This window comes from Clostridium culturomicium, from assembly GCF_000821305.1.
GTDB classification, from domain to species: domain Bacteria; phylum Bacillota; class Clostridia; order Clostridiales; family Clostridiaceae; genus Clostridium_J; species Clostridium_J culturomicium.
This window is the reverse complement of sequence record NZ_CCXK01000017.1, coordinates 1,361,727-1,379,329: the sequence shown is the minus strand read 5'-3', so window position 1 is coordinate 1,379,329 and position 17,603 is coordinate 1,361,727. Positions and strand designations below refer to the sequence as shown.

At 32.8% G+C, this 17,603-nt stretch carries 10 protein-coding genes; 7 read left to right on the top strand and 3 right to left on the bottom strand.

What is annotated here, in order from left to right; all coding sequences use genetic code 11:
- The first annotated feature begins 9 nt into the window (after positions 1-9).
- Positions 10-2,925 (top strand): DNA topoisomerase IV subunit A, encoded by a 2,916-nt coding sequence (locus BN1075_RS18990; RefSeq protein ID WP_040194898.1) that lies wholly within the window; start codon positions 10-12, stop codon positions 2,923-2,925.
- 290 nt (positions 2,926-3,215) lie between these two features.
- On the top strand, positions 3,216-4,499 hold the full coding sequence (locus BN1075_RS18985; RefSeq protein WP_040194897.1) for a M16 family metallopeptidase: 1,284 nt from the start codon (positions 3,216-3,218) through the stop codon (positions 4,497-4,499).
- 232 nt (positions 4,500-4,731) lie between these two features.
- Here the strand turns inward: BN1075_RS18985 and BN1075_RS18980 are convergent, their stop codons facing one another.
- Entirely contained in the window at positions 4,732-5,583 is an 852-nt protein-coding gene (locus BN1075_RS18980; RefSeq protein WP_040194896.1) for an IS1/IS1595 family N-terminal zinc-binding domain-containing protein, read from the bottom strand.
- 863 nt (positions 5,584-6,446) lie between these two features.
- Here BN1075_RS18980 and recJ point away from each other — a divergent pair.
- Complete coding sequence (recJ, locus tag BN1075_RS18975) at positions 6,447-8,219, top strand: single-stranded-DNA-specific exonuclease RecJ (protein ID WP_040194894.1); 1,773 nt, start codon at positions 6,447-6,449, stop codon at positions 8,217-8,219.
- 269 nt (positions 8,220-8,488) lie between these two features.
- Here the strand turns inward: recJ and BN1075_RS18970 are convergent, their stop codons facing one another.
- Positions 8,489-8,680, bottom strand: a complete 192-nt coding sequence (locus BN1075_RS18970) for an alpha/beta-type small acid-soluble spore protein (protein ID WP_040194893.1) — start codon at positions 8,678-8,680, stop codon at positions 8,489-8,491.
- Positions 8,681-8,816: 136 nt separating this feature from the next.
- Positions 8,817-9,017, bottom strand: coding sequence for an alpha/beta-type small acid-soluble spore protein (locus BN1075_RS18965; protein WP_040194892.1), 201 nt, complete (start codon positions 9,015-9,017; stop codon positions 8,817-8,819).
- 384 nt (positions 9,018-9,401) lie between these two features.
- On the opposite strand from BN1075_RS18965, the gene BN1075_RS18960 reads away from it, so the two are divergent.
- The 4 genes from BN1075_RS18960 (at position 9,402) to nifJ (ending at position 17,066) form a co-directional block, all read left to right on the top strand.
- A complete protein-coding gene (locus BN1075_RS18960; protein ID WP_268871551.1) occupies positions 9,402-10,478 on the top strand; it encodes an undecaprenyldiphospho-muramoylpentapeptide beta-N-acetylglucosaminyltransferase in 1,077 nt (358 codons plus the stop codon).
- A 348-nt stretch (positions 10,479-10,826) separates the two neighbouring features.
- Complete coding sequence (locus tag BN1075_RS18955) at positions 10,827-11,480, top strand: deoxynucleoside kinase (protein ID WP_040194891.1); 654 nt, start codon at positions 10,827-10,829, stop codon at positions 11,478-11,480.
- A gap of 338 nt (positions 11,481-11,818) precedes the next feature.
- The gene (locus BN1075_RS18950; RefSeq protein WP_042387464.1) at positions 11,819-13,216 is read left to right on the top strand and encodes an MBL fold metallo-hydrolase RNA specificity domain-containing protein; all 1,398 of its coding nucleotides are present in this window, start codon (positions 11,819-11,821) and stop codon (positions 13,214-13,216) included.
- Positions 13,217-13,550: 334 nt separating this feature from the next.
- Positions 13,551-17,066 (top strand): pyruvate:ferredoxin (flavodoxin) oxidoreductase, encoded by a 3,516-nt coding sequence (gene nifJ, locus BN1075_RS18945; protein WP_040194890.1) that lies wholly within the window; start codon positions 13,551-13,553, stop codon positions 17,064-17,066.
- Positions 17,067-17,603: the final 537 nt, after the last annotated feature.

Here is a 17,603-nt window from a genome sequence, read left to right as displayed (position 1 = left end):
GGAGTTAGAATGGCTAAAAAGAAGGAAGTAATTCCAGTAGATAATAATATTATCGATATTTCTATAGATGAGGCTATGCCAGAAAACTATCTTCCTTATGCTATAGAAGTATCAAAGGAAAGGGCTCTGCCAGACGTTAGAGATGGTATGAAGCCTGTTCACAGAAGAATTTTATACGGGGCTTATATGTTAAAAGCCTTTCCAGATAAACCATATTACAAGTCTGCCAGAATTGTCGGAGATATCCTGGGTAAATATCACCCACACGGAGACTCTTCCGTTTACGATGCCATGGTAATTCTGGCACAGGACTTCAGTACAAGAAAACCACTTATCGATGGCCACGGAAACTGGGGTTCCATCGATGGAGACAGCGCTGCGGCAATGCGTTATACGGAAGCAAGACTTTCTAAAATTGCCATGGAGATGCTTAGAGACATTGACAAGGACGTAGTTGATATGACCTTCAACTACTCTGATTCAGAACTTGAGCCAAAGGTGCTTCCATCAAGATATCCAAATCTTCTTGTTAATGGAGCCTTCGGTATTGCAGTAGGTCTTGCAACCAATATACCACCACATAATTTAGGAGAGGTTATTGATGGTGCCCTTGCCTATGCTGAAAATGAAGAAATAACTACAAAAGAGTTAATGGAATATATAAAGGGACCAGACCTTCCAACTGGTGGAATATTAATGGGAAAGGACTCCTTAGTTGCTGCCTATGAAACTGGAGAAGGTAAGGTGGTTTTAAGAGCTAAAACTCACTTCGAAACTTTAGAATCAGGAAGATTAGGCCTTGTTATTACAGAGTTCCCTTACAGAAAAAATAAAGCTAAGCTCCTTCAAGCTATATCAGATTTAACTGGAGATAAGAAGCACAGCAAAGCTTTAGAATCAATTGCAGACATAAGAGATGAATCTGACAGAAATGGAATTCGTGCCGTTGTAGAGTTTAAGAAAAACACTACAGAAGATGTGGCTGAAAGAGTTCAAAAATATCTATTTAAGAGAACGGAGCTTCAGTGTAATGTTTCCTTCAACATGGTTGCCCTTGCAGATGGTAAGCCAAGAACTATGGGACTTAAGGAAATAATTAAGTACTATATTAAGCACCAAAAGGAAATAATCACAAGAAGAACTCAGAAGGAGCTTGAAATTGCAGAAAAGAGATTCCATATCGTTGAAGGTTTCATAAAAGCCATAGGTATTATGGATGAAATAATTAAAACCATTAGAGCTTCAAAATCTAAAAAGGATGCTGGAGAAAACCTAGTTTCTAAATTTGGATTTACAAAGGAGCAAGCTGAAGCAATCCTAGAACTTATGCTTTACAGACTTACTGGTCTTGAAATAAAGGTATTTGAAAAAGAATATAAAGAATTAGAAGCTAGAATAAAGAAGCTTAAAAAGATCCTTGGTAGTGAAAGAGAGCTTATCAAAGTTATAAGGGAAGAACTTTTAGAAATAAAAGAAAAATATGATGATCCAAGAAGAACTACCATCGAAGAAGATGATAGCGATGCTAAGATTGATTTGGAAGAGCTTATTGTTGAAGAGGACGTGGTGGTTACCATGTCTAATGAGGGATATATAAAGAGAACTGCTTTAAAATCCTTTGCAAGAACTACTCAAAACACAGATGACATTGAATACAGAGAAGGAGACTTCAATAGATTCTTCTTTGAATGTAATACAAAAGATACACTATGCATTTTTACTAATGAAGGAAATATGTATCAGTGCAAGGTTGCAAATCTAATAGAGTTTAAGTGGAGAGATAAGGGTGAAAGAATCCAGACCTTCATCAAGACTTTAGATTTAGATAAAGAATCAATTATCGCAGCCTTTGCCATAGCTGATTTCAGTGCACCAAGGGATGCTAAATTCATTACTTCAAAGGGAATGATTAAGAGAACAGAAATTTCTAAGTTCATAACAAATTATTCTAAGCTTCAAGCTATTAAGCTAAGAAAAGATGAAAACCTCATTGATGTGAAAATGGTAACCAAGGATGAAGAAGAAAAATTCATTAGTATAACAACAGCGAAAGAATTAAACTTCATTGTTCATGAGCCTGCAATTGAGGCAGTAGACAGAACTATTTTAGGAAAAGCTTTAGTTAACCTTACTGAAGGAGATTCAATTATCTCTGCAGAGTATGTTGACGAATTTAACTATAGAGAATTCTATGTAACAGTAAATAAAAAAGGCATACTTAGAATATCTAACAGGAGAAGCAGTGAAGACGTTATTACTGCAACAAACTCTGAAAGTGATATAATTTTCTTCACAGAAAGTGGAGATATGTTTAAAGTGCCAGGAGTTATGATTCAGAACATAGATAAAAAGGGCATAAACTTTGGAACGCTGTTTAATGAGTTCAGTGAGAAGAACCCAATAATCTCGGTAGTGTCTGTGGATGCAAGAAGAATTAGTGATGAAACTCTATATTTCTTCACAGAAAAAGGTGTAGTTAAGAAAAGTTCGCTTAAAGAATTCTTGGGTGACTATAGCTACAGCACAGGTTATAAGTTTAAAACAGAAGGTGATAAGCTTATAAAGGTATATTCAGACCTGCAAGAAGGTGAGGGAGTAATCCTTACAAAGAAAGGTATGTGCCTTAAATTTGCCCTAGATTCCATTAGTACCGTAGGAAAGAATGCAACTGGAGTTATGGGAATCAGCCTTCGTGAAGATGATAAAGTAATCTTTGCACAGGCAAAAGGTATTCTGAAATCACCATCAGGAGCAGAACTATGTGTTGGCTTATCTGATGAAAGTATTAAAATTACAACACTAAAAGAAGACGTGAAGATAGTAGATCTTGGTGAACTTCCAATCCAGAACAGAGCCGGAAGAGGAAGAAACATCATGGTATTCACAGAAGATGATGGAATCATTAAGGTAGAAATAGTGAAGTAATTTGAAATTTTTAATTTAAAATTGAAATTTAAAATTAAAAATTGAGAATTAAAAAAGTGAAGATTAAAACTCTGTAGGCCTCTTCTCAATATATGTAAAGAAGCTTTAAAATAGATTAAAATAAGAGATGTTACTAAACATTATGTGAAAAGAAACTCCATTTGGGGTTTCTTTTTATGATATGAAGATATATTAAGATTTACGTGAAGACATTAAATTAATTGATAAAAATGTGGAATTGCTGATAAGATAATGTTAAACGCAATGAAAAAATACGAGGAGTTTATGATATGGAGAAAATAAAATTATCAAGTGGAATAACCTTAATTTATGAAAGAGTGCCTGGGGATATTACGTCTTTTACCATAGGCTTTGAAGCAGGAGCTAATGAAGAAGTAAAAGAAAACCTTGGTATTGCCCATGCTACAGAACATATGGTTTTTAAAGGAACTAAAACTAGAAGTGAAAAAGAAATCAACGACTTATGCAATGAATATCTGGGTTTTCATAATGCCATGACCAACTTCCCTTATGTGGTTTACTATGGTAGCTGCTTAAAGGAAGATTTTAAACTAGGATTTAATGTGTATTTTGATGTAGTTTTTAATCCAGCCTTTAAGGAAGAAGGTTTTAAGGAAGAGATATCAGTAATCCTTGAAGAGCTTAAAGAGTGGAGCGATGATGTTGTTCAGCACTGTGAGGACATGTTATTTTTCAATGCCTTTGAACAAAGAAGAATAAAGAACTTAATCATTGGAAAAGAAGAAACTATTAAAGCGTTGACATTAGGGGATATAAAGAATTTTTATAAAACTCACTATACTCATGATAACTGCGTAATATCCGTAGTTACAGCCTTAGATAAAGAAAGCGTTATTGAAATAATTGAAGATGAAATTTCAAAATTACCATTGGATTTAAAAAATAAAGGCTCAAAGAGTTTAGGAAAAGCTGAAAATGCAATATATCCTTCAAGGGATGAAAATATTAAAAAGGAATTACCTTTATATGAAAACCCAAAAGCAGTGCTTTGTGAAGAAGAAAATTCCAATATAAATGGTTGCAAGGTTCAATATATCTTCCCGATTCATGAACTAAATGAAAAAGAAATTGCAGTAATGCAGATGTTTAATGAATATTTTGCTTCAGGTACAAGCTCTGTTTTATATGATGAAATTAGAACTAAAAGGGGCTTGGTATATGATATTCAAGGCAAGGTGAAAAGTGAGAAGGGGATTAAGTTATATACAATAACCTTATCCACATCAAAGGAAAAACTTGAAACTGTACAGAAAATAATAAAAGAAAAAATTGAGGAAGTAAAAAAAGCTGAAGGAGTCTTCAATGAAGAGTTCTTTAAAAAGTTCAGCAAAAGTCAAAAGAGAAAAAGAATGCTGGCCTTAGAGAAATCCATAGTTATGTCTATGTACTTAGCAGTTTATGAAATAATGCACAGCGGAGCCGAACTTCTATTAAATGAGTTTTTAAATCTTGATGAAGTGAATGAGTATACTGTCAAGTTGATATTAGACAAAGTGTTCAGTAAGGCTGCTGTAGGCATTATAAAGAATTAAAGGCATAAAAGTCAATACGACAAAAAAATAGGTAAGGTATAAAAATAGGTAAGGTATAAAAATAAGTAAGGCATTAAAATAAGTAAGGGATTAAAATAAGTAAGGGATTAAAAGGGCAAGATATTTTAACTATTCGGCACCTTAGGGTCTTTTTTAAAGAAATGTTGTTGATATTTTATTGCATATAATTAGAGTTAATTCTTAAGATCAAATTGGGAGTAAGTGGATTAATTTAACTAGGTGCTTTCATTGATCTTAACTTTTTAATATTATGAGATTTTATGTAACTATTATTATATATATTATGTAAAATTTCACCTATAGTAAAATTTCTTTTCAAAAAATGAATTTTAACTAATGCAAAATATTCCAATAAATATTTTGTTGCAATACCATGGGTTTTTCTTAGAATTTCGTTGAAAATATCTATAAGATTAGAAAATGGAGTCTCAGTTATAGAATTTTTGGATTTTTTCAGCTTTTTATTATGATTCTTAGCATAAACTTGAATATATCTGTTTCCATAGGCTGAAATATATGTTTTGGGAGCGATTCTGGAGCATACTAACTCCTCAAAGTGCTGTTTGTTCCAAATTCGTCTGGAGTAAGGCAAGATTAAACTGTTATCGCATGAGTCATAGGACATTACGACCCAAAGTTTTTGTCGATTTTCTGTTTCGTGGATAAGTGTTTTTGATCCTTTAAAACTTTCCTTTATAAAATAGTGATGCATGGTTACATGATTTGATAATATATCAGGTTCAGTTTGGGGCTTTAAAGCGTTTAGAATTTTATGTCTCCAGTAAAACGCTGTGGCAATATTAATTTTAAGTGTTTTAGCACAATATTCTAGAGGTTGACAATCCATAAGGAGATAATAGAACTCCTGCCATTGATCCGTGGTTTTCTTAGAATAATACCATGGTGTATTGGTCCTTGTGGAGAAGGTGTGTAAGCAATCTTTGCATTTAAAGCGAGGGGTATTTTTATATCGTCCATGCTTTATAAAATTGATGCTGCTGCAATGAGGACAGCAAGTAATTTTAACTTCATTGTTAGTTGGGATATCTGTATATGAAATCATTATATAGTCTCCTTTAAAAATGTATATAGAAACTGATGCTATTCAGGTTATTTCTATGGGCTGGTGAATAATTCTAATTGAAATATACAGCTTATATATTTAATTATTAACAGCTTTTTTATATTTTTATTCACTGGCATTTTAATTCAATAAAAAAATTAAATTTTATAAAGTGAGAGGTGACTAAAATTCTACTTTTTTAAGAGTAGGTATCAAACTTAAGTTGCATATGAAAAATATAAATTATAAATATAAAAATTCTATATAAAATTATAAGTATAAAATTATGAATATAGAATTTCAAATGTAAAGTTATAAGTACAAAAATAAGTACAAAAATAAGTACAAAAATAAGTACAAAAAATAAGTGCAAAAATAAGTACAAAAATAAGTAGAAAAATAAGATTTAAAGTTTAAGAAAATCATTTTAGAGTATTTTGGCTTGCAGGAAATTTTTGTATAACAACATTTCTTTAAAAAAGCTCATAGGGAACGAAAAGTATATAATCACCCTAAATATCGTGCTTTGGAAAAACTATATTTTTCTAGTATTTTTTTATTATAGAAGTTGGAGATAAGAACTTAGAATTATAATGAAAACTTATAAATTTATATAATTTAATTTAATGTGCTTTATGAAGAAAATTTTCAATAATAGGAAGTGTTTATAATTATATCTGTAGTTTTCTTCAAGACAATTTAAAATTACCGTGTTATAATTCATATAGATTATTTGTTGAGAAATAGTATTTTCGACTTGAGAATTATAATTATATTAGTGGTGAATATTTTAGTTTTCAGCTTAAAGATAAAGTTTATAGATTATATTTATTTCACTGACGCGGGAAGGATGGAGATGCTGGATGAAAACAGTGTGGAGACAGACGGAATGTTCCATGGATACGATAAAAGCCCTTTATAATGAGGTAAAAGTTAGCCCAATTACTCTTAGAGTTTTAATTAACAGAGGTTTAGATACACCGGCTAAGGTAAGGGGTTTTTTAAATAATAACCTTAAGGATATGTATGATCCATATAAAATGAAGGATATGGAAAAGGCTATAAAAATAATGTGTGAAGCTATAGACAATAAGGAAAAAATTATGGTTTATGGTGATTACGATTGTGATGGAGTTACAAGTACGGCTATTTTATATAAGGCAATAAAGAAGTGCGGAGGAAATGTTGCTTATCATATTCCGCATAGAGAGAATGAAGGCTATGGAATGAACATTACCAGAGTTGAAGCTATTGCTAAGGAAGGCTTTGATTTAATAATAACTTGCGATAATGGTATTTCTGCAGTGGCAGAGGTCCAAAGAGCTAAGGATCTCGGCTTAAAGGTAATTGTTACTGACCACCATGAGCTGCCTTTTGAAGAAGTTGATGGTGAAAGAAGATTAATTGTACCAAATAGTGATGCTTTAGTAAATCCAAAGCAGGAGGAGTGTCAGTATCCCTTTAAGCTTTTATGTGGAGCTGCCATTGCATATAAATTTGCCATGGCCCTTTATAAAAGAAGAGGAATTAATGGAGGAGATGACCTTTTAGAGCTGGCTGCAATTGGAACTATTTGTGATGTTGTGGATTTGCAGGATGAAAATAGAATTATTGCCAAGGAAGGACTTAAGATTCTTTCTAAATCTAATAATCCTGGAATTAAGGCTTTAAAGCAGGTTATTGATATACAAGGAGAAGTTACCTGCTATAATGTTGGTTTTGCTATTGGTCCATGCATTAATGCCACAGGAAGATTAGAAACAGCAGAGATGTCATTGCAGCTTTTATTATGTGAAGATAATAGGGAAGCCATGGAGCTTGCCACAAAGGTATTTAATTTAAATAAGGAAAGACAAGATCTGACTACTGCAAGCTTTGAAGAGGTATGTGAAGCAATTGAAGGTTCTGATTTAATTAATGATAGAATTATTGTGGTTTACAATGATCATATCCACGAAAGTATTGCTGGAATAGTTGCAGGAAGAGTTAAGGAAAAATACGGGAGACCAACTTTTGTATTAACAGAAGGTAAGGATATGCCAAAGGGTTCAGGAAGATCTATTGAAGAGTATAATATGTTCGAGGAAATGCTAAAGTGCAAGGAGGTTCTTCATAAATTTGGAGGGCATCCTATGGCTGCGGGACTTTCAATAAAGGAAGAAAACATTCCAGAGTTTAGAAGACTTTTAAATGAAAATTGTACATTAAATGATAATGATTTAGCTTTAAAGATTAAGGTGGATTCACCTATAAAATTAAATTATGTTAATGAAGCTGTGGTTGAAGAGTTCAACAGACTTGAGCCCTTTGGAAAGGGAAACCCTTCGCCGGTTTTAGGTGCTTTAAAGGTAAGGGTAAAGGAAGTTAGATTTTTAGGTGCTGAGGAACAGCACGTTAAATTAAAATTTTATCTTGAGAAAACTTTCAAAACTGTTGATGGAATATTTTTCAATGGTAAGGAAAGAGTGGAAGAGATTTTCATTTCAGCCTATGGTGATGATTACAGAAGTCATATGATGGCACCGGAAAATTTATTTGTTGATGTGCTTTTTCAGCCGGACATTAATGAGTTCAATGGAAGAAGATCAGTTCAGCTGAAAATTAAAGATATTAGAGAAAGTAAAGTAAAGAGATAGCAATTATATTTTTAGAGCTCATATGAATTTTAAAGATAATAGAAGTATAATTGAGCATTTCAATTAAAAAGAGAGAAGAAGATGATAAAATTAAATTTATTTAAATTTTCTTGGAAGTTAGTGGAAAGTTTGTGTGAAGAAGATAGTTTAAATAATTTAGTTTATTGGAATAATAAAAGGGATGCATCAATTAAGATGCATCCCCATTTTATTAGAGGGGTTTCTTACAATTGTAAATTATTTTTAGCAACTTTTTAAAAGTTATCTAATTATAAATTTCTTTCGTAAGCTTCAACCATTTTTTTAACCATTTGGCCACCAATAGATCCAGCTTCTCTTGAAGTTAAGTCTCCATTGTAACCATCTTTTAAGTTAACTCCTACTTCTTGTGCTGCTTCCATTTTAAATCTGTCTAAACCTGCTTTTGCTTCTGGTACTAATACTCTATTTCTGCTTGCCATAATATTTTCCTCCTTCAACAAGTTAAATTGTGAAGCCAGCAAACATATATTTACTTTGCGACTCCTATTATTTAAATAAAATTTGCTAACTTCATTAAATAATAAATCTACCATGTGCTACTAACAACAATTTAAATTATAGGTTTTTTTCGTAAGCTTCAACCATTTTTTTAACCATTTGGCCGCCTACTGAACCAGCTTCTCTAGAAGTTAAGTCACCATTGTAACCATCTTTTAGGTTAACTCCTACTTCGTTAGCTGCTTCCATTTTGAATTTGTTTAATCCAGCTTTTGCTTCAGGAACTACAGGTTTGTTTGAACTATAGTTGTTTGTCATCTCGTTGTCACCTCCTTTTGTTTTGATAATAGTATTGTACCCGCTTATAAAGATAATATTTAAGAGAAGTTGTACCAACGTTGGCAAGGTTTATGAAGGGTTTCCATTATTTGCAATGAAATCAACGATAAATATATGATTTAAGGCAAGATTATATATACTATAGGATTTATTTTTCTAAATCCTATAGAATCTATAGAGAAAAATTCAATTTTATATTTACAATTTAACATAGATGTGGCATAACTGAATATGAAGCATAATATAGCTAGTATGATATAAATGTTTATAGTAAAAAAATTAAAATAGTTAACAAAAATTAAAATAGTTAACAAAAATTAAAATAGTGATTTTTTACTATACTGATTTAGGAGGATTTTTAAATTGAGTAACAAGAAAATTATCATGACAGGTGGAGGAACAGCAGGACATGTTACCCCAAACATTGCTCTATTACCAAAGCTTAAGGAACTTGGGTATGAAATTGAATATATGGGAACTGAAAATGGAATAGAGAGAAAGCTTATGGAAGCAGAAGGAATTAAATATCATATTATATCAAGCGGAAAACTTAGAAGATATTTTGATGTTAAGAATTTTACAGATCCTTTTAAAGTAATAAAAGGCGTATTTGATGCTAAAGCAATCTTAAAAAGAGAAAAACCAGACATAGTATTTTCAAAGGGTGGATTCGTTTCAGTACCAGTTGTAATGGGAGCTTACTTTAATAAGATTCCAATAATAATACATGAATCAGATATTACACCAGGTCTTGCAAACAAGTTAGCAATGCCTTATGCAACAAAGATTTGTGTAACCTTTGAAGAAGCAATGCAGCACGTTAATAAGAAGAAAGCAGTACTTACAGGGTCTCCAATTAGAGAGGAGTTATTTAAAGGAAGCAAAATTAAAGCTAAAGAGTTTTGTGGCTTTAAAAATGATAAGCCAGTTATTTTAGTTACTGGAGGGAGCTTAGGTTCAAGAATTATAAACAGTTGTGTTAGAGAATCTTTAAATGATTTACTAAAAACTTATAATATAGTTCACTTATGTGGAAAAGGAAATTTAGATAGAAACTTTAATTTAACAGAAGGTTATGTTCAATTTGAATACATTAAAGATGAGCTTGCAGACTTAATGCAACTATCAGATATTGTTATTTCAAGAGCTGGATCTAATACGATATTTGAACTTCTTGCTTTGAAAAAGCCAAATATATTAATACCTCTTTCAGCAAAAGCCAGCAGAGGTGACCAGATTCTTAATGCTAATTCCTTTAAGAAGTCAGGCTACAGCGTGGTTATAGAAGAAGAAAACCTTAATCCATTAAGTCTTCAAGAAAAAATAAATGAACTTAATGTAAATAAGGAGACATATATAAAAAACATGAGCAAAAGTAAGGAAAGAGATAGCCTAAGCAACATAATTAAGCTAATAGAGGATTGTCGAATTAAGAGATAGATGGTAATATTGTTACTATAATATAATATTAAATATAATCTTTGAGGAAATCGCCGAAAGGCGATTTCTTTGCGAGTATGGACTATTTATGAAAATTAAGAATTTAAAGTTTAGAGTTTATAATTTAAGATTAAGAATTTTTTATTGAATGTAGAATTAAGGATGTAAAATAAGGATGTAGAATCAAGGCTTATGGGCCGAAATTCTTGGAAGTTTTTTTGTTTCTTGTTTTATTGAAATCCATTGGCTATTTTGGGTTGGTTAGTTGAAAAACTTCAAAGGAATTTTTACAAATATTTTACATTATAAATTCGGCATTCTTAATTATAACGAAGGGAAAGGTGAAGAATGTTGTTAGTAGTAGGCGGTATGATAGGCTTGGGTAAAACTAGTGTTTCCAAAGCGTTAGGAGAGCATTTTGGAAGTGAGGTATTTTATGAGTCTGTGGAAGATAATAAGATATTACCTCTGTTTTACACAGCTACAGAGAAAGAGATACAAGAGAAAAGATATCCTTTCTTACTTCAACTATGGTTTTTAGATACGAGATTTAAAAGTATTAAGCAGGCGCTTGTGAATGATAACAATGTCCTTGATAGATCAATTTATGAAGATTGGTACTTTGCAAGAAAGAACATGGAACTTGGAAGAATCTCGGAGCTTGAGATGGAGATATACGAAAACCTTGCAGATAATATGATGGAGGAGCTTAAAGAACTTCCAAAGAAATCACCAGATTTAATGATTTACCTAAAGGGATCTTTTGAAACTGTTATTGAGAGAATAAGAAAAAGAGGAAGGGACTATGAGCTTGATGAAGCTTTAGTTGAGTACTATAGATGTCTATGGAAGGATTATGATAACTGGGTAATGAATCATTATGATGCCAGTGAAGTTTATACTATTGACATGGATATAACAGATATCGTTAATAATGAAGAGGACAAGCTTAGAGTACTTAAGGAAGTGGAAGAAAAGCTTAAAAAACTTAGAGAGAGTTAAGAGTTAAGAATTAACAGTTAGGAATTAAGAATTAGGAATTAGGAATTAAGAATTAGGAATTAGGAATTAGGAATTGAGAATTAGGAATTGAGAATTAAGAATGATTGTAGAAATCCCAAAGGGGATTTCTTTTTTTATGTATAAGATTTAATTAAGCTTTTTCATTGATATTTACATTTAGCTTCTACATTTTATATTTGTAATTGGTTTATGGCTAAATTAATCAATAAAATAAAATCAGCATTATATCTTTGAGTATTCTAGATTAATAAAAACTCATCATTTGCTAACACTATAAAAGTACGTATTTAAAATAAGGTTAAAATGGGAGAGTAATTATGTTAAAGATTAAATTTTTAGGTGCAGCTAAATGTGTTACAGGGTCATGTCATATGGTAACTATAGAGGATATAAATATTTTATTTGATTGTGGATTATTTCAAAGTCATGATGAAAGTGATTATGAGAATGAAGAATTAAAATTTGACCCAAAGGATATTGATTTTGTGATTTTATCCCACAGTCATGTTGACCATAGTGGAAGAATACCACTTTTATATAAAAAGGGATATGAAGGCAGAGTTATTTGTACAAAGCCTACAGTGGATTTGAGCGAGTGCCTTCTTAAGGATGCTGCTAAAATTCAAGGTGAGGATACATATTTTGAAAACTTAGAAAGACAAAAGAAGGATATGGAACCTTTACAGCCTTTATATGAAATGAAGGATGTGGAAGAGGCTATAAAACACTTTGAAGGCTTTGACTACGAAGAAGAGATTAAATTGACTGACAATATAAAGTTGAAATTCCATGATGCGGGACACATTTTAGGGTCTGCTATATGTGAACTTATAATTAGTAGTAGCAAGGGAGAAATAACCAGAGTTGTTTTCACAGGGGATATTGGAAATACCAATAAGGATATTTTAAAGGATCCACAGACTGGATTAAAAGCTGATTATTTAATTATGGAAAGCACCTATGGGGATAGAAGTCATAATGATAAGGATGTTTATCCAGAGTTTTTAGAGATTGCAAGAAGTACCATGGAGGCTGGGGGAAATCTAATTATACCTTGCTTTTCATTAGGAAGAACTCAGGAAATTATTTATATGCTTAATAAATTCGTTGAGGATGGAAAACTTAAAGGGTGCTCTGTTTATGTTGACAGTCCATTAGCATCTTCTCTTACTGATATATTTAAAAAGTATGAGGAGTATTTTGACAGAGCTGCTCAAAGGCTTATTGCTAAGGGAGATGACCCATTAAATTTTAACGGTTTACATTTTGTTAAAACAAATGAAGAAGCAGAAGAAGTTCAGTCTGTTAAAGAAAAAGCAATCATTATTGTCGCAGGAGGACTTCATGATGGTGGAAGGGTTGCGAATCATTTAAAAAATAATCTAACTAGGGAAGAATGTGGAATAATAGTTACCTCTTATCAAGGAAGAGCCAGTATTGGAAGTAAGCTTTTAAAAGGGGAAAAAAATGTTAGGGTTTCAGGTGAAAATTTGGAAGTGAAGGCCAAAGTCCACTATATAGGAGGACTTTCTTGTCATGCTGATAAAGAAGGTTTGTTTCAATGGATTGAAAGTTTAGAAAAATCTCCTTCAAAGGTGTTTCTTGTTCACGGAGAAGAGGAAAATATACAGTGTTTTAATGAAAAATTAGTACAGAGTGGATATGATGCTATTACAGTTGATTATATGCAAGAAATAGAACTGGAATATAATTAAAATATTCACAAAGTATGTTTGTGTAAAGGGTTGAATTTTAAAAAAATTAGAGTATAATTTATAGAGAGGGCCATGTACATAAGGTTTTTTTAGAAGAATTACTAAAAATTTGGCTCTAATATAAAGTTTATATTTACGTAAATTCGTGGCAGCTTTAATAACTGTGTTAACTGTTATAGTGTTTTTTTATAACTGTACTAGTTTTTTAAAGAAAACTCCTTCTAAACATTATCTTGAAGGAATAAGTCAGAGAATTTCTTATTAATATTTGAATACTGACTTAATATAAGAGTTTACTGAATTAAATATTTATAAAAGAAAGAGGGTTGCAAAAATGAGAAAAATGAAAACCATGGATGGAAATACCGCTGCAGCTCACGTTGCGTATGCATATACTGACGTAGCAGCGATATTCCCAATCACACCATCATCACCTATGGCTGAGCACTGTGACGAATGGGCAGCTCAAGGCAGAAAGAACGTTTTCGGACAAAAATTAAAAGTTGTTGAAATGCAATCAGAGGCTGGAGCAGCTGGAGCAGTTCACGGATCATTACAAGCAGGAGCATTAACTACAACATTTACTGCTTCTCAAGGATTACTTTTAATGATACCAAACATGTACAAAATGGCTGGACAATTATTACCAGCAGTTCTACATGTAAGTGCTAGAGCATTAGCAGCTCAAGCTTTATCAATATTTGGTGACCACCAAGACGTTATGGCAGCAAGACAAACAGGATTTGCTTTACTTGCAACAAACAGTGTACAAGAAGTTATGGACTTAGCTCCAATAGCTCACTTAGCTGCTATAGAAGGAAAAGTTCCATTCCTACACTTCTTTGATGGATTTAGAACTTCTCACGAAATTCAAAAGATTCAAACTTGGGATTATGAAACATTAGAAAAGTTCTTAAACAAAGATGCTGTACAAGCTTACAGAGAAAATGCTTTAAGTCCAGAGCACCCAGTAACAAAAGGTACTGCTCAAAATCCAGATGTATACTTCCAAGCTAGAGAAGCTGCTAACCCATACTACAATGCATTACCAGATGTTGTAGAAAAATATATGGAAATGATTAACGCAGAAATCGGAACAGATTACCACACATTCAACTACTATGGAGCACCAGATGCTGATAGAGTAATAGTTGCTATGGGATCTATTTGTGACGCTATTGAAGAGACTATAGATTACTTAACAGCTCAAGGAGAAAAAGTTGGATTATTAAAAGTTCACTTATTCAGACCATTCTCATTAGAGCATTTCTTCAAGCACATGCCAACTACAGTTAAGAAAATAGCTGTACTTGATAGAACTAAAGAGCCAGGATCAGCTGGAGAACCATTATACCAAGATATCAGAAATGCATTCTATGACAAAGCTGAAAGACCAGTTATCATAGGTGGAAGATACGGATTAGGTTCAAAAGATACTACTCCATCTCACATCGTAACTGTATTCGATCACTTAAAAGGTGAAGACCTTAAAAACGGATTTACTTTAGCGATTAATGACGACGTAACTAACACTTCTTTAGAAGTAACTAGAGAAATCGCTACTGGTACTGAAGGAACTGTTGAGTGTAAGTTCTGGGGATTAGGATCTGACGGTACTGTTGGAGCTAACAAGAGCGCAATCAAAATCATAGGAGACCATACAGACATGTATGCTCAAGCTTACTTTGATTATGACTCTAAAAAATCTGGTGGAGTTACAATGTCTCACTTAAGATTTGGTAAGAACCCAATAAAATCACCTTACCTAATCAACCAAGCGAACTACATTGGATGCCACAACCAATCTTACGTTAATACTTACAACGTATTAGCTGGAATTAAAGATGGCGGTACTTTCTTATTAAACACTATCTGGGATGCAGAAGGTTTAGAGAGAAACTTACCAGCTTCAATGAAGAGATACATTGCTGAGCACAACATAAACTTCTACACATTAAACGCTGTAAAACTTGCTCAAGAAATCGGACTAGGTGGAAGAATCAACATGATTTGTCAAGCTGCATTCTTCAAACTAGCTAACATAATACCAGTAGATGAAGCTATAGCTTACTTAAAGCAAGCTGTTGTTACTTCTTACGGTAAAAAAGGTGAGAAAGTTGTTAAGATGAACCACGATGCTATCGATGCAGGTATCAACGCTTTAGTTAAAGTTGAAATTCCAGCTTCATGGAAAGATGCTGTAGACGAAGTGAAAGAAACTGTAGAGAAGCCAGCATTCATCACAGAAATAGTTGAACCAATGAACAGACAAGAAGGAAATAAACTTCCTGTATCTGCTTTCCAAGGTAGAGAAGATGGTACATTTGATGCTGGAACTGCTGCTTATGAGAAGAGATGTATAGGAGTTAACATTCCAGAGTGGATTCCAGAACATTGTATCCAATGTAACCAATGTGCTTATGTATGCCCACACGCTACAATAAGACCATACGTTGGAACTGAAGAGGACTTCGCTGGAGCTCCAGAAGCTATTAAATTAGTAGATGCTAAAGGTGGAAAAGCATTTGCTGGATTAAAATTCACTATGTCAGTATCTCCTGCAGACTGTACTGGATGCGGAAACTGTGCACAAGTTTGTCCAGCTAAAGAAAAAGCTTTAGTTATGAAGCCAGCTGACACTCAAGAAGCTCAAAAAGAAGTTTGGGATTTCACTGTTAAAATGCCTAAGACTGCTAACCCAATGGGAACAAATTCAGTTAAAGGAAGCCAATTTGAGACTCCATTATTCGAGTTCTCTGGAGCTTGTGCTGGATGTGGAGAAACTCCATATGCTAAGCTTATAACTCAATTATTCGGAGACAGAATGATGATAGCAAACGCTACTGGATGTTCATCAATCTGGGGAGGATCTGCTCCAGCTACTCCATACACTAAGAACCAAGAAGGAAAAGGACCAGCATGGGCTAACTCTCTATTCGAAGACAACGCTGAATTCGGATTAGGTATGTTCATAGGAGCTAACCAGTTAAGAAGTAAATTAACTGAATTAGTTACAGAAGCTGCTGAAAAAGCTTGCAACGAAGAGTTAAAAGCTGCTTTAACTGAATGGTTAGAGAACAAAGATGATGCAGAAGGATCAAAAGCTGCTGCTAAGAAGCTTCTTCCATTAGTTGAAGCTAATAAAGACTGCTGCGAAACTATGCAAGAAATCTACAAGCACAAAGATCATTTCGTTAAGAGATCTCAATGGATCTTCGGTGGAGACGGTTGGGCTTACGACATCGGATACGGTGGAGTTGACGCTGTTCTAGCATCAGGAGAGAACGTAAATATATTTGTATTTGATACAGAGATTTACTCTAACACTGGTGGTCAAGCTTCTAAAGCTACTCCAACTGCTGCAATCGCTAAGTTTGCTGCATCTGGTAAGAAGACTAAGAAGAAAGACCTTGGAATGATGGCAATGAGCTATGGTTATGTATATGTTGCTCAAATAGCTATGGGAGCTGACCACAATCAAACTCTTAAAGCTATAAAAGAAGCAGAAGCATACAACGGACCATCTCTAATCATTGCTTACGCTCCATGTATCAGCCACGGATTAAAAGGTGGAATGAGCGGTTCTCAATTAGAAGCTAAGAAAGCTGTTGCTTGCGGATACTGGGGATTATACAGATTCAACCCAGAGCTTAAAGAAGCAGGTAAGAATCCATTCATATTAGATTCTAAAGAGCCAACTGAATCATTCAGAGACTTCATCCTTGGAGAAGTTAGATACGCATCTCTTGCAAAAATGTACCCAGAAATAGCTGAAGAGTTATTTGCTAAGACTGAGCAAGATGCTAAAGAAAGATTAGAAGGTTACAAGAAACTTGCTGCTCAAGCTTAATAGTTTCTAATAAACCTTTAAGGTTAAAATAAATAAGGAGATGGAACTTTGACTTTCAAAGCTTCCATCTCCTTTTTTATGTTTTCATAATGAAATAACTTGTTGTGGTAGTTGAAATTTTTTTTTGTGCAATTGTTAGAGAATGTTTTTTAAACTAAGAGGTTGATAGGATGGTTGTAAAAATCTTAGATTAAGTATGTATTTTAGTATATAACAATGCATTGTAGTATATATAAATGTATAACTTAAAGTTATTACGGATTGATAGATATAAGGTGATGCATAATTGTAGTATATACTAATGCATAGCTTAGAGTCTTTTTTAAATAAATGTTGTTGATCATATCAACAACATTTATTTAAAAAAGAACATAGGGTGGCAACATATATATATAACAGATAGAAATAAATTTAGTTTATATAAAAATGAAAATACAAGAATTAAAGATAAACATAAATATAAATATAAATATAAATATAAATATAAAAATTAAGGAAAAAATATAAGTTTAAAGAAAGATTTTAAGGGAAAAAGAT

Bases quoted from the DNA above. Each gene is read 5' to 3' on its own strand.
- BN1075_RS18990 (WP_040194898.1), top strand. From the start codon at position 10: ATGGCTAAAAAGAAGGAAGTAATTCCAGTAGATAATAATATTATCGAT.
- BN1075_RS18985 (WP_040194897.1), top strand. From the start codon at position 3,216: ATGGAGAAAATAAAATTATCAAGTGGAATAACCTTAATTTATGAAAGA.
- BN1075_RS18980 (WP_040194896.1), bottom strand. From the start codon at position 5,583: ATGATTTCATATACAGATATCCCAACTAACAATGAAGTTAAAATTACT.
- recJ (WP_040194894.1), top strand. From the start codon at position 6,447: ATGAAAACAGTGTGGAGACAGACGGAATGTTCCATGGATACGATAAAA.
- BN1075_RS18970 (WP_040194893.1), bottom strand. From the start codon at position 8,680: ATGGCAAGCAGAAATAGAGTATTAGTACCAGAAGCAAAAGCAGGTTTA.
- BN1075_RS18965 (WP_040194892.1), bottom strand. From the start codon at position 9,017: ATGACAAACAACTATAGTTCAAACAAACCTGTAGTTCCTGAAGCAAAA.
- BN1075_RS18955 (WP_040194891.1), top strand. From the start codon at position 10,827: ATGTTGTTAGTAGTAGGCGGTATGATAGGCTTGGGTAAAACTAGTGTT.
- BN1075_RS18950 (WP_042387464.1), top strand. From the start codon at position 11,819: ATGTTAAAGATTAAATTTTTAGGTGCAGCTAAATGTGTTACAGGGTCA.
- nifJ (WP_040194890.1), top strand. From the start codon at position 13,551: ATGAGAAAAATGAAAACCATGGATGGAAATACCGCTGCAGCTCACGTT.